This window comes from Paracoccus isoporae (genome assembly GCF_900101865.1).
GTDB classification, from domain to species: domain Bacteria; phylum Pseudomonadota; class Alphaproteobacteria; order Rhodobacterales; family Rhodobacteraceae; genus Paracoccus; species Paracoccus isoporae.
This window is the reverse complement of record NZ_FNAH01000010.1, coordinates 98,663-112,213: the sequence shown is the minus strand read 5'-3', so window position 1 is coordinate 112,213 and position 13,551 is coordinate 98,663. Positions and strand designations below refer to the sequence as shown.

At 65.7% G+C, this 13,551-nt stretch carries 12 protein-coding genes; 1 reads left to right on the top strand and 11 read right to left on the bottom strand.

The window, feature by feature from the left end; all coding sequences use genetic code 11:
• The 4 genes from BLT73_RS14335 to BLT73_RS14320 all read right to left on the bottom strand — a co-directional run.
• Window positions 1-425, bottom strand: a 425-nt coding sequence (locus tag BLT73_RS14335) for a thiolase family protein (protein WP_483874353.1), incomplete at its 3' end; no start/stop codon positions are given.
• Window positions 425-1,984: a class I adenylate-forming enzyme family protein gene (locus BLT73_RS14330; RefSeq protein ID WP_090524955.1), complete on the bottom strand. Its 1,560-nt coding sequence runs from the start codon at window positions 1,982-1,984 to the stop codon at window positions 425-427. The genes BLT73_RS14330 and BLT73_RS14335, both read right to left, overlap by 1 nt.
• Window positions 1,981-3,957 carry a TRAP transporter permease gene (locus tag BLT73_RS14325; RefSeq protein WP_245727348.1) on the bottom strand — a complete coding sequence of 659 codons (1,977 nt, stop codon included), beginning with the start codon at window positions 3,955-3,957 and terminating at the stop codon, window positions 1,981-1,983. The genes BLT73_RS14330 and BLT73_RS14325 overlap by 4 nt, the downstream gene beginning before the upstream one ends.
• Before the next feature lie 128 nt (window positions 3,958-4,085).
• A complete protein-coding gene (locus BLT73_RS14320) occupies window positions 4,086-5,237 on the bottom strand; it encodes a TAXI family TRAP transporter solute-binding subunit (protein WP_245727347.1) in 1,152 nt (383 codons plus the stop codon).
• A 293-nt stretch (window positions 5,238-5,530) separates the two neighbouring features.
• Here BLT73_RS14320 and BLT73_RS14315 point away from each other — a divergent pair, with 293 nt between their 5' ends.
• Window positions 5,531-6,373 carry an IclR family transcriptional regulator gene (locus tag BLT73_RS14315; RefSeq protein ID WP_245727346.1) on the top strand — a complete coding sequence of 281 codons (843 nt, stop codon included), beginning with the start codon at window positions 5,531-5,533 and terminating at the stop codon, window positions 6,371-6,373.
• Between the two features lie 71 nt (window positions 6,374-6,444).
• On the opposite strand, the gene BLT73_RS14310 is transcribed toward BLT73_RS14315, so the two are convergent.
• The 7 genes from BLT73_RS14310 to BLT73_RS14280 form a co-directional block, all read right to left on the bottom strand.
• Window positions 6,445-7,293, bottom strand: a complete 849-nt coding sequence (locus tag BLT73_RS14310; RefSeq protein ID WP_245727345.1) for a hypothetical protein — start codon at window positions 7,291-7,293, stop codon at window positions 6,445-6,447.
• 253 nt (window positions 7,294-7,546) lie between these two features.
• Window positions 7,547-9,253, bottom strand: coding sequence for an ABC transporter substrate-binding protein (locus BLT73_RS14305; RefSeq protein ID WP_090524979.1), 1,707 nt, complete (start codon window positions 9,251-9,253; stop codon window positions 7,547-7,549).
• Between the two features lie 62 nt (window positions 9,254-9,315).
• Window positions 9,316-9,588: a DUF2160 domain-containing protein gene (locus BLT73_RS14300; protein WP_090524952.1), complete on the bottom strand. Its 273-nt coding sequence runs from the start codon at window positions 9,586-9,588 to the stop codon at window positions 9,316-9,318.
• Window positions 9,589-9,599: 11 nt separating this feature from the next.
• Window positions 9,600-10,469 (bottom strand): carbohydrate ABC transporter permease, encoded by an 870-nt coding sequence (locus BLT73_RS14295; RefSeq protein WP_176805112.1) that lies wholly within the window; start codon window positions 10,467-10,469, stop codon window positions 9,600-9,602.
• A gap of 1 nt (window position 10,470) precedes the next feature.
• Window positions 10,471-11,343, bottom strand: coding sequence for a carbohydrate ABC transporter permease (locus BLT73_RS14290; RefSeq protein WP_090524950.1), 873 nt, complete (start codon window positions 11,341-11,343; stop codon window positions 10,471-10,473).
• Window positions 11,343-12,425: an ABC transporter ATP-binding protein gene (locus BLT73_RS14285; RefSeq protein ID WP_090524948.1), complete on the bottom strand. Its 1,083-nt coding sequence runs from the start codon at window positions 12,423-12,425 to the stop codon at window positions 11,343-11,345. Before BLT73_RS14285 ends, BLT73_RS14290 begins: the two co-directional genes overlap by 1 nt.
• 11 nt (window positions 12,426-12,436) lie before the next feature.
• Entirely contained in the window at window positions 12,437-13,525 is a 1,089-nt protein-coding gene (locus BLT73_RS14280; RefSeq protein ID WP_090524946.1) for an ABC transporter ATP-binding protein, read from the bottom strand.
• Window positions 13,526-13,551 lie beyond the last annotated feature (26 nt).

Below are 13,551 nucleotides of genomic sequence, written 5' to 3'. Positions count from 1 at the left end.
GAATCGTAGATCTCCGGCTGGCGCGCCCAGGCCGCGGGCGACTTGGCCACCACGAAGGGCGCCCGCGTCATGCTCTCGGTGCCGCCGGCCAGATACAGATCCGCCTCCCCAACCGTCACCGAGCGCGCCGCATCCAGCGCCGCCGCCATCCCAGAACCGCAGAGCCGGTTCACCGTCAGACCGCCCGCCGCCTCGTGCACACCGCCCAGAAGCCCCGCAAACCGCGCCACGTTCCGGCTGTCCTCGCCCGACTGGCAGACATTGCCCAGGATCACGTCCTCGATCCGCTCCACCGGCAGATCCGACCGGCCCACAAGCGCCGAAATCACCTGCGCCGCCAGATCATCCGCCCGGATCCCCGACAACGCCCCGGCATGACGCCCGAACGCGCTCCGCAATCCGTCAAAAATATAACCTTCAAGCATCAGTTCTGTCCCTCGTCTTCGAGCTGGTCGCGGAAGTGATCCAGCAGTTTCGCCTTGGTGATCTTGCCGGTCGCAGCCTGCGGCAGCGCCTCGGCGATGATGACGCGCGCCGGCACCTTGTAGGGCGCGATATGGCGGCGCGCCCAATCGCGCAGCTCCGCCTCGGTCACGTCGGAATGGGCGGTGACGAAGGCGATCACGTCTTCGTCGCCCTTGCGCGCCATGCCGACCACGGCACTTGTCGAGACCGCCGGATGGGCGGTCAGCACCGCCTCCACCTCGGGCGGATAGACGTTGAAGCCGGAATGCACGATCAGCTCCTTCAGCCGCCCGACGATATGGAGCGCGCCATCGCCGTCCTGCCGGGCCAGATCGCCGGTGCGCAGGAACCCGTCCTCGGTCAGCGCGGCGCGCGTGGCCTCGGGGTTGCGGTAATAGCCCTTCATCACGTTCGGGCCGCGCGCCCAAAGCTCGCCCACCCCGTGTTCGTCGGGATTGTGGATGACCACCTCGGTGCCGGGGATCGGCAGCCCGACCGAGCTGTCCTCGCGCGGCAGATCCAGTCGCGTGGTGGAGATGCCCGGCGCGGCCTCGGTCTGGCCGTAGCCATTATGCAGGGTCAGCCCGAACGCCGCCTCGACCCGCTGTTTCAGCCCCAGATCCAGCGGCGCGCCGCCGGCATAGATATAGCGCAGCGAGTGGCGCGGCGTGTCCAGCCCGGCCTCGCGCAGATGGCGCAGCAGGGCGGCGAAGATCTGCGGCACGGCGGGGCAGATCGTCACCCCCTGGGCCAGATGGTCGAGCACCTGCTGCGCGTCGAAGCGCGACATCAGCACCAGCCGCGACCCGCGCGCGAGTGCCGCCAGAAACACCGAGGTCAGCCCGAAGATATGGGTGCCGGGCAGCACCGCCAGCGTGGTGTCCTCCGGCGTGATGCGGCGCAGCTTGGACGAGGAGAAGCACATGAACAGCAGGTTGCCGTGGCTGAGCACCACGCCTTTCGGCTCGCCCACCGTGCCGCTGGTATAGATCAGCACGCCGGGCTGATCGGAACCTTCCTCAACCGGCTCGGCCCGGCTGTCGAGGCGCGGCGGCGAGACCAGCACCTCGCCGCAATCGAGCCGGCCGATGACGCTGGCCTGCATGATCTCGGCATGGGCGCGGGCATTCTTCGACGCCTCGGCGGTGAAGAGCGCGCAGCGGATATCGGCCACCTCGGTCAGCCGGGCGATCTCGGCCTCGGTCAGCCTTGCATTGACCAGCAGCGCCCAGGCATCCAGTCGCGACAGCGCCAGCGTGGCGACGATGAAGGTCACGCAGTTCTCGCTGACCACCATCACCCGGTCGCCGGGCCGCACACCGTGATCGCGCAGCAGATCGGCCATTTCGCCCACCAGCCGGGTCAGATCGCCATAGCTGTACTCGCGCCCGTCATGGTCCTGGATGGCGATCCGGTCGGGCGCGCCACGCTCCAGCAATTCGTGGATGCGGCGCAGGGTCTGCGCCTCGTCCAGGGCCGAGGCCTCGGGGGCGATCCCGTTCACCTGCGCCCCGCTCATTGGCCTGCCTCCGCCGGGACCGGCTGCCGGCCGCGGCGATAGGCCACCAGCAGCGGCAGCGCCACGAGCGCGAGGCCCAGAAGGGCGGTGGTGCCGAAGCCGACGCCGGCAAAGGGCATGGCGGGCATGGCGAAGAAGAAGCCGCCAAGCGCCAGCATCGCGCGCAGCACCATGCCGCCGCGCCCGTCCAGCGGGCCGAGGAAGCTGACGAAGCCCTGCAGCCCCATGCTGATCATGCCCACGCCGAGGAAGGCGCAGCTCACCGCCAGCGCCACCTCGACCGCGCCGGAATTGCCGATCAGCGCCGGGTTCAGCACGAAGAGGAACGGCACCAGATAGATGATGCTGCCCAGGCGCATCGCCTCGAACCCGGCCTTCATCGGGCTGGTTCCGGCCAAGGTCGCCGCCGCATAGGCGCCGAGCGCCACCGGCGGGGTGATATAGCTGACCATGCCCCAGTAGAGGATGAACAGATGCACTGCCATGCGGTCCAGACCGCCGGCTTCGAGCGCGGGCGCCAGCACGATGGCCAGGAAGATATAGCAGGCCGTGGCCGTCATCCCCATGCCGAAGACGAAGGCGGTCGCGGCCCCCATCACCAGCAGGATGAACACATTGTCCCCGGCGATGAACAGAAGCTCGTTGACCAGCGTGCCGGCCAGCCCGGTGGCCGAGAAGGAGCCGACGATCAGCCCGATCCCCAGGATCACCGCGGTCAGTTCGGCCAGGCTGGAGCCCACGGCCATGACGATGCCTATCAGCTTGCGCATCGTCATGCGGTGGCCGGGCATGAACTGATTGATGAGCAGCAGCAGCAGCACCGAGTAGAACGGCGCGGCGGTTTCCTGACGCATCACCACCATCATGAAGATCAGCAGACCGAAGACCAGCACATAGGGCCAGCCGCTGCGCAGTGTGTCGCGCAGACGCGGCACCTCGGCCGCCTCCAGCCCCTTGAGATCGCGCCGCGCCGCGTAGCTGTCGATCTGCGCGAACAGCGCGAAATAGAACAGCGCCGAGGGGATGGCCGCCGCGATGGCGATTTCGGCATAGGGCACCGACAAGAACGACGCCATGACGAAGGCGGTGGCCCCCATGATCGGCGGCATCAGCACGCCGCCGGTGGAGGCGCAGGCCTCGGTCGCGGCGGCGGTCTTGGCCGAGAAGCCGGTCCGGCGCATTGCCGGGATCGACACAACCCCGGTGGTCAGCACGTTGGAGATCACGCTGCCCGACATCGAGCCCATGAAGCCGCTGGCGAAGATCGACACCTTCGCCGCCCCGCCGCGATAGCGCCCGACCAGACCCAGCGCCAGATCGTTGAAGAACACCCCGCCGCCGGTCTGTTGCAGCACCGCGCCGAAGATGATGAAGCCGATCACCACCCCGCCGAACGCCTTCATCGGAATGCCGAAGATGCTTTCCGATGAATAGACGTGATAGGAGAACGCCTCGCTCAGCGTGCTCTGGAAGCCGGAGAACGGCGCCGGGACATGGCCTGCGAATGTGGGATAGAAGGCCAGCACCGTGACCACGATGGCCAGAACCAGCCCGCCGGCGCGCCGCGTCGCCTCCAGCACCAGGGCGGCGAAGACGAAGGCGACCCAGGTGGCAGTCTGCGGCGCGGCGAATTCCCAGCCCTCGTTGAGGTTGGTCATCGCATTGGCCGCGACATAGCTGCCCGAAGCCAGCGACAGCGCCGCCAGCAGCCAGTCCACCAGGCTGGTCGGCCCGAAACGCTTGCCGCGAATGTCGAAGATCAGGAACGACCCGGCCAGGAAAAGCGAGGCCAGGATGTTCAGATAGCGGCCATCCAGAAGGACGATCCCGAACAGCCGCAGGTTGAACAGATGGTTGATGACCATGGCGACGGCCAGCACCGTCAGCGCGATCAGGGCGTAGTCCCGGAGCTGCAGCCTGCCTTCCGGCGGCTGGCCAGCGGGTTCATCGGAAAGGTCTTGCGCAGTCTGCACACTGGCCTCCTCTGGAATGAAGGGGTCGCCGGTCGCGCGCACCGCAGACGGGCCGCGCCCTGGACAGGGGTGGTTGGGATCGGGGCGTCACCGCCGCGGCCGCGACGCCCCGGACATGCCGGATCGGATCAGAAGACGACCTGAAGGCCCGCATCGCCCAGCACCTGGCGGCGACGTTCGGCCCAGGCGGAGTCCCAGTCATCCGGCTTTTCATCCTTAAGCGCGGCCCATGCCTCCTGCAGCACGCGCTGACGCTCGACAAGTTCGTCGTTATGGGCCTGCGCCTCGTCGCTCCACACGCCGGCTTCCTCGAAATAGCGGATGGCGCCGTCGTGATAGGGCACGACCCAGCTGAAGTTCTGGGTATCCAGGCTCCAGCCGTCAATGCCGGGCACCTTGCCGTCATAGGACGGGAACAGCTCCACCATCGCGCGGGTCATGTTATAGACCAGATCGGCATCGGTTTCCTCGACCGCGATCAGCACCGGATAGGGATAGGCGGCGCCGTCCACGCCATCGGTGCCGTCGATCTCTGCGCCCACGGTGATATGGGTGGGGGTATAGAATGGCGCGATGTCGGTCATGCGCTTGAAGGCGGCCTCGTCCTCCAGATCCATCGCCGGCCAGGCGATGCCGCGCGGGCCGGATGCGGCCTCGTAAGCCGGGCCGCTATTGGTGGAGCCGAAGACCGCGTCCACCTGCCCCTCGATCAGCCCGGTCCAGGACGCGCCATAGCCGCCGAATTCGACCCGCTCGACATCGTCCCAGGTCAGGCCGGCATAGGCCAGATAGGCATCCATGTTGACGTTCAGCCCCGGCGCACCGGCGATCCAGGCAATGCGCTTGCCGGCCAGATCGGCATAGGATTCGATGCCCAGATCCCCGGCCACCGCGACCGACAGCCCGATATCGCCTCCATTATTCGCAAGCAGCAGACGGACCGGCTGCGGGCCCCATTTCGCCTCGCCGAACTCGAAGGCGCCTTCCTGCGCCATGAAGCTGCCGCCCACGCCGGTGGCCGAGAACTCGACCCGGCCCTGGCGCAGCGGCTCCATGCGCGAAATATCGTTCTTGCCGGGCAGCACGCGCAGGCTGGTGCCGAAGGCCTTCTGCATCTCGCCGCCGATGGCCACGGCCTGGTTGAAGCCCGCCGACCCGGTGTCATAGGCGGTCCAGGACATCTGGCGAGGCAGTTCCACCTCGGCCGCCTGATCCTGCGCCTGCGCGGCACCGGCCAGCATCACCGACAGGCCCATCACTGTCATTCTGACAAAACTCATTGATCGTCCTCCCATCCGGGGCGCCGCGTGTCCGGCCCCCGATACTCCCCCAGAAAATTGCGAACGAATTGTCCGCAGTGCGAACGGAATACAAGGAAACCGTCCTCTCTGTCAAGCGTTCGCGACTCGGAGCGCGGATTTCTGCGCTCTGCACGACCCGACCCGCGACGCATTCGCGCTTGAAGTTGACGTTGCGTCTTTGCGCAGAGCGCAAAAACTATGCTATTGATCGAAGACTGCGCGGACGAGGATTTCGCACAGCGAAGCGAAGAATCGCGCAAGGAAGGATAAGAATGGCAAAGGCGGCGGAACCGGTTCAGATGCCGGATGACGAGGAGATGAGCGGCGCGGCCGAGCCCGCCGGGCAGGCCGCCGATCAGGGGGACCGGCAATTCGTCACCGCCCTGTCGCGCGGCCTGGACATTCTGGCCTGCTACGGGCCCGACGATCGCTATCTGTCGAATCACGAGATCTCGCGCCGCACCGGGCTGGCCCGGCCGACCGTCTCGCGGCTGACCTATACGCTGACCAAGACCGGCCATCTGCATCGCTACGACGCCACGGGCGAATACCGGCTGGGACCGAAGGTGCTGCATCTTGGATTCAACGCGCTTGCCGGGATCAATGTGGGCGAGCGCGGCGGCGAGGTGATGGAGGCGCTGATCAGCGGCCCGAATCCCTATGTCACCGTCGCTTTGGCCGAGCGCAGCGGCACCCGTGCGGTCTATCTGGCGACGCGCCGCCAGCGTCAGGCGATGTCGCTGTCCATCGAGATCGGGGCGAAGCTGCCGCTGTTCTATTCCGGCATCGGCCGCGCCATTCTGGTCGGCCTGCCGCCGCAGAAACGGGCCGAGCTGCTGCGGCGCTGCGTGGCCGAGTTTCCCGAGCAGGAAGAGCGCATGATCCACAGCCTGCGCGAGGCGGAGCGCGACTATGAGTCTCGCGGCTACTGCACCAGCTTCGGCGGCTGGAAGGCCGAGATCAACTCGATCGCCGCCCCGATCCGCTCGCTGGATGGCAGCTCCGTCTACGGGCTGAATGTCGGCGGCCCGTCCTTCCTGGTCTCGCCGGGCGAGCTGCACGAGAAATACGGCGACCGGCTGCTGCAGGCGGTGCGGGATCTGGACGGAAGCTGACTCATGCCGGCGCAGGCGGGCGGTCCGACGGCGCACATCGCCGTCCTCCGCTATCCGCCGCTATGCCGGGTTCATCCCGCCCCCACCGGGGACGCTGCCGGTGTCTGGCTGCGCGCCGTGGCGAGAGCCCGGACCAGATCCGTGGCCAAGGCCTGCGCGCAATCCTCGGTCAACCCACCAGCCAGCACGTCATAGCGGCCTTCGCCCTCGGCCCGGATCTCCACCGCAAAGCCGCGCCCGGATTGCCGTCGGCCCATGTGGCGGCCGGCCATCGCCGCCGTTGAGACCCCGCGCGGCCCCGCCACCAGCGGATCGGCATCGATCACCAGCCCGCCCTGCGTGACACGCAGATCTGCAATGGCGTCGAGGGGAAGATGGATCGTGTCGCGGCGAATTCCGCCCGGGCTGACCGAGATGTCGGCCGGCCTGCGATCCGCCGCGCCTGGCAGGACGAAGCTGCATCCCACGCCGATGAACACGATCGCCACCAGATAGGCCCAGATAAAGCCGCCAATGCCGGTGGTGCCGATCAACGCCACGAACAGCAGAAATCCACCGATCGCAAACAGCGGCAGCGCCGGCATCCGCGCCGCGCGGGCCGGTGTCACCGTGAACAGCACAGCGCCCGTCGCCGGATCGTCGGTCTGCGTGAAACTCGCCTTGGCCGGGTTCGACCAACTGCGCAGCACGTTCAGACCGTCAAATTTCCACAGCGGCACCGCGATGGCTGCGCCCACCAGCACCAGCTTCACCAGCATCCCGCCCCCTATGCGGGGTCCGGACCCCAGAAACAGCGCGACACCGAGCGTGTTGAACAAGATGAACCCCAGCCCGACCAAGATCAGCAGGCGCAACCAGCGGGGGCGTGGGGTTGGCAATGCAGGCGGAGTGTCGGTGCGGCCCTTCAACATCGTGGTCATTCCCCGGTTTTCCCGTAGGGAACAGAGAGATGTCGTCGCCTGTCAAGCCGCAGATCGCCGAGCGATGCGTGGAATTAGTTTCTTTTGTGAAATTTTATCGGTCCGGATTGCGCGTTGCAGAGGCGGCGCCGTTTCACGCCATTTCGCTCTGCAATCCAGGGTTGTTCTTGCGTGTATCTCAGCACGCTCGGGTTGATAAACCGGTGCGCGGTGCGAATCGGGGGCGGGTCACTGCCCGCCCCCGGATCACAGTTTACTGCCAGGAACTCACCAGCTCGTCATAGCTGACGGTCTGCGGCTCCTCGCGCGTGTCCGCCACGGCCGGCTTCGGCGCGCCCTCGGCGTCGAGCCATTCCTGCGGATCCTTCTCCTCGTTCAGCACCGGGCCGAGATCGCCCTGGATGCCGGCGCGTTCCAGACGCTCCATGACGCTTTCCATATCGGCGCAGAGGCTGTCGAGCGCGTCCTGCGCGGATTTCGCCCCCGACATCGCATCCCCGATATTCTGCCACCAGAGCTGTGCCAGTTTCGGATAATCCGGCACGTTGGTCCCGGTGGGCGACCAGCGGACCCGGTCGGGCGAGCGATAGAACTCGACCAGGCCGCCCAGATTGGGCGCGCGCTCGGTGAAGCTTTCATGCTGCACGGTGGATTCGCGGATGAAGGTCAGCCCGACATGGGCCTTCTTCACATCGACGGTCTTGGAGGTCACGAACTGCGCATAGAGCCAGGCGGCCTTGGCGCGGTCCTCGGGCGTCGATTCCATCAGCGTCCAGGATCCGACATCCTGATAACCGACCTTCATGCCGTCTTCCCAGTAGACGCCATGCGGCGATGGGGCGAGACGCCATTTCGGGGTGCCGTCCTCGTTCATCACCGCCGGGCTGTCGACCAGGGGCGCGACAAAGGTGGTGTACATGAACATCTGCTGGGCGATATTGCCCTGCCCCGGCACCGGACCGGCTTCGGAGAAGGTCATCCCCATGGCCGAGGGCGGGGAGTATTCGTTCAGCCACTCCACCGCCTTCTCGACGGCATAGACCGCCGCCGGGCTGTTCGCCGCCCCGCCGCGCGCCATGCAGGCCCCCACGGGCTGCGAGTTCTCGTTCACCCGGATGCCCCATTCATCGACCGGCAGGCCGTTCGGCTCGCCCTTGTCGCCCATGCCGGCCATCGACATCCACGCATCGGTATAGCGCCAGCCGAGCGAGGGGTCTTTCTTGCCGTAATCCATGGAGCCATAGACCTCGACCCCATCGATCTCGCGGCCGGTGAAGAAGGCGGCGATATCCTCATAGGCCGACCAGTTGACCGGCACGCCCAGCTCATAGCCGTATTCTTCCTCGAACGCGGCCATGATCTCGGGATCGGTGAACCAGTCGTAGCGGAACCAGTAGAGGTTGGCGAATTGCTGGTCGGGCAACTGATACAGCTTGCCATCCGGCGCGGTGGTGAACTGGGTGCCGATGAAATCGTCCAGATCGAGGCCCGGATTGGTCACATCCGCGCCCTCATTCTCCATCCAGTCGGTCAGGTTGCGCACCTGCTGGTAGCGCCAATGCGTGCCGATCAGGTCGGAATCGTTGACATAGGCGTCATAGATATTCTCGCCCGACTGCATCTGGGTCTGGAGCTTCTCGACCACATCGCCCTCGCCGATCAGGTCATGGGTCAGGCGGATGCCGGTGATCGCCTCGAAGGCCGGGGCGAGCACCTGGCTTTCATACTCATGGGTGGTGATAGTTTCGGACACCACCTTGATCTCCATGCCCGCGAAAGGCTGTGCGGCGTCGATGAACCACTGCATCTCGGCCTCCTGCTCCTCACGCGAGAGCGCCGACTGATCGCCGATTTCGGCATCGAGGAAGCTGCGCGCCGCCTCCATATCGGCAAGCGCCGGGTGGCCCAGCAGGCCGAGCGCGAGCGCCAAGGCCGTTGTCGTCTTAAGATTATGTTTCATGGTCTCCTCCGTGTTGAAGTCGTTGTTGTCAGTCATGGGCCGGCCGTGCGCCCCGCCCCGCGTCACACCCAGCGGAACACCGCCGCGGCGTAGATCAGGCAAACGATCAGGGCGGCGGGCTGCGCCACGCCTATCAGCCCCAGCCAGGCCAGGTTGATGAAGGCGCTGCCCAGAAGCGTGATGAACAGCCGGTCGCCGCGCGTCGTCTCGATCCCCAGAACGCCGGTGCGCGGCGTCTCGGGATAGCGGATCGCGAAGATCGTGAAGATCACCAGCAGCGCCGCGATGACCGCGAAGAACGCCGCCGTGGGCCATGTCCATGCCATCCATGCCATCGCCGTCCCCCTTATACCCGGCCGAGGGCAAAGCCCTTGGCAATATAATTGCGCACGAACCAGATCACGAGCGCGCCCGGTATGATGGTCAGCACCCCCGCCGCCGCCAGCACGCCCCAATCCACCCCCGCCGCGCCGACCGTGCGGGTCATGGTCGCGGCAATCGGTTTCGCGTTCACCGTGGTCAGCGTGCGCGACAGCAGCAGCTCCACCCAGGAGAACATGAAGCAGAAGAACGCCGCCACCCCTATGCCCGACGCGATCAGCGGCATGAAGATGCGGATGAAGAAGCGCGGGAAGGAATAGCCGTCGATATAGGCGGTCTCGTCGATCTCCTTCGGCACGCCGCGCATGAAGCCTTCCAGAATCCACACCGCCAGCGGCACGTTGAACAGGCAATGCGCCAGCGCCACCGCGATATGGGTGTCGAACAGCCCGATCGAGGAATAAAGCTGGAAGAAGGGCAGCGCGAACACCGCGGGCGGTGCCATGCGGTTGGTCAGCAGCCAGAAGAACAGATGCTTGTCGCCCATGAAGCTGTAGCGCGAGAACGCATAGGCCGCCGGCAGCGCCACGGTGAGCGAGATCACCGTGTTCATCACCACATAGATCAGCGAATTGACGTACCCCATATACCAAGCCGGATCAGTCAGGATGGTGGCGTAATTCGCCAGCGTCGGGTTCATCGGAACCAGGGTGAAACTGCCCAGGATCTCGGCATTGGTCTTGAAGCTCATATTGATGAGCCAGTAGATCGGCAGCATCAGGAACAGCAGATACAGCGTCATCACGACCACGCTGCCCCCGCCCCTGCGGCGGGTCCGGGCGCGGGGCGTGGTCCGTTCGGCGGGCGCGGCGTGATCGGCGGTCGCGTCGGTCATCTCACACCCCCTTTTTGTCGAGATTGGTCATCACGGTATAGAACACCCAAGAGATCAGCAGGATCACCAGGAAATACATGATCGAGAAGGCCGCGGCCGGGCCCAGATCGAACTGGCCGAGCGCCATTTTCACCAGGTCGATCGACAGCAGCGTCGTGGCATTGCCCGGCCCGCCGCCGGTGACGACGAAAGGCTCGGTATAGATCATGAAACTGTCCATGAAGCGCAGAAGGATCGCGATCATCAGCACGCCGGACATTTTCGGCAGTTCGATATAGCGGAAAACCTTCCACCGGCTCGCCTGGTCGATCTTGGCGGCCTGATAATAGGCGTCGGGGATGGATTTCAGCCCGGCGAAGGCCAGCAGAGCCACCAGCGAGGTCCAGTGCCACACATCCATCACGATAATCGTGGCCCAGGCCGCGACCGGGTTCTGGGTGTAGTTATAGTCGATCCCGAGCGCATCCAGCGTATGGCCGAGCAACCCGATATCGACGCGCCCGAAAATCTGCCAGATCGTGCCGACCACGTTCCACGGGATCAGCAGCGGCAGCGACATCAGCACCAGGCAGAAGGACGACCAGAACCCCGATTTCGGCATGTTCAGCGCCACGAAGATCCCCAGCGGCACCTCGATGGCCAGGATCGTGGCCGAGAAGAACAATTGCCGCTGCAGCGCGTCCCACATCCGCTCATCGCTCAGCATCTCGCGGAACCAGTCCAGCCCGGCCCAGAAGAAGACATTATTGCCGAACGTGTCCTGCACCGAGTAATTCACCACCGTCATCAGCGGGATCACCGCCGAGAACGCCACCAGCAGCAGCACGGGCAGCACCAGGAACCAGGCCTTGTTGTTGACGGTCTTCTGCTGCATCACGCGGCCTCCCCCACAGGCGTCACGCGCCAGTCATCGGCATAGACATTGACCCGGCGGGCGTCGAAGCTGACGCGGGTCATGTCGGGGCCGATCAGCGCGTCCTCACCGGCGATGATGTTGATGTCATGGCCGAACAGCTCGGCGCGGATGATCTTGTGGCGGCCCGCATCCTCCACCCGGCGCAGGGTGACGGGCAGACCCTCATCCGCGCTCAGCCGGGCGAATTCGGGGCGGATGCCGATCTCGACCTTGCCGTCAACCGGCCCGTAGCCGCGCCCGAGCGGGATTTCGGCCCCGTCGATGATGGCCCGGTCGCCCTCGATCTTGGCGGGCAGGATATTCATGCCGGGCGAGCCGATGAAATAGCCGACGAAGGTGTGCTCCGGCCGCTCGAACAGCTCATCCGGAGTGCCGATCTGGACGACGCGGCCGTCATGCATCACCACCACCTTGTCGGCGAAGGTCAGCGCCTCGGTCTGGTCATGGGTGACATAGATCATGGTATGGCCGAAATCGTGGTGCAGCTTCTTGAGTTGGGTGCGCAGCTCCCATTTCATATGCGGGTCGATCACGGTCAGCGGCTCGTCGAACAGAAGCGCGTTCACATCCTTGCGCACCATGCCGCGGCCGAGGCTGATCTTCTGCTTGGCATCCGCGCCCAGACCTTGCGCCCTGCGGGTCAGCATCTCCTCCATCCCGATCATGCGGGCGATTTCCTGCACCCGTTCGGCAACGTAAGCCTCATCCCGGCCGCGATTGCGCAGCGGGAAGGCCAGATTGTCATGGACGGTCATGGTGTCGTAGACGACCGGAAACTGGAACACCTGCGCGATATTGCGCTCGGCCGTGGGGGCATGGGTCACGTCCTGGCCGTCGAACAGCACCCGGCCCTGCGACGGGATCAGCAGGCCCGAGATGATGTTCAAGAGCGTGGACTTGCCACAGCCCGATGCGCCGAGCAGCGCATAGGCCTCGCCATCCTCCCAGTCGTAATTCAGCTCCTTGAGCGCGTAATCCTCGGGCCCGGCCGGGCGCGGCAGGTAGGAATGGGCGAGATTGTCGAGCGTGATGCGTGCCATATGCGTTCCCCTCAGGCGGCCATCGCATAGGCGGCGGGGGCGACCAGCCCGCCATCCTCGGCAAAGACATAGACATGGCGCGGTTCCAGCCACACATCCAGCGGCGCGCCGATTTCGAGATCGTGCACGCCGTGGATCAGCCCGACCCAACGCGCGTCGTGATGATCCAGATGGACGAAGGTTTCGGAACCGGTCAGCTCGGTCACATGCAGCCGCGCGGTAAAGCGCATCGCGTCCGGCCCGTTCTGGCTTATATCCAGATGGTTGGGCCGGAACCCGGCCATGTAGCGCCCATCGGGCAGATCGGCCAGAACGCCCGCCGCCGGCGCGCTCTGCCCGCCATCGAAGACCAGCCGGTCGCCGGTCTTGGTGATCTGAAGGAAATTCATCGGCGGATCGCTGAACACCCGCGCCGTGGTCGCATCGACGGGCCGGCGATAGACGCGCGGCGTCGGCCCGAACTGCGTGACCCGCCCCTGCCACATCGTCGCGGTGTTGCCGCCCAGCAAGAGCGCCTCTTCCGGTTCGGTGGTGGCATAGACGAAGATGGCGCCCGACGCCTCGAAGATCTTCGGGATCTCGACCCGCAATTCCTCGCGCAGCTTGTAATCCAGATTGGCCAGCGGCTCGTCCAGCAGCACCAGCCCGGCATTCTTGACCAAGGCGCGGGCCAGTGCGCAGCGCTGCTGCTGCCCGCCAGACAGCTCCAGCGGCTTGCGATCCAGCATCGGGGTCAGCTTCATCAGCGCCGCGGTCTCGCGCACCCGCCGGTCGATCTCGTCCCGGCCGACGCCCATCAGCCGCATGGGCGAGGCGATGTTGTCATAGACGCTCATCGAGGGGTAGTTGATGAATTGCTGATAGACCATCGCCACCTTGCGGTCCTGCACCCGCATCCCGGTGACATCCTCGCCCTTCCAGAAGATCCGGCCCGCCGTGGGCTGATCCAGCCCCGCCATCAGCCGCATCAGCGAGGTCTTGCCCGCCAGCGTCGGCCCCAGAAGCACGTTCATCGTGCCGTTTTCCAGCGTCAGATCGGTGGGCGCGATATGAACCTGCCCCTCGACCGATTTCGTGACGCCCTTGAGTTCCAGTGTCATCCTGCCATCCCCATCCGGCTGCCCCG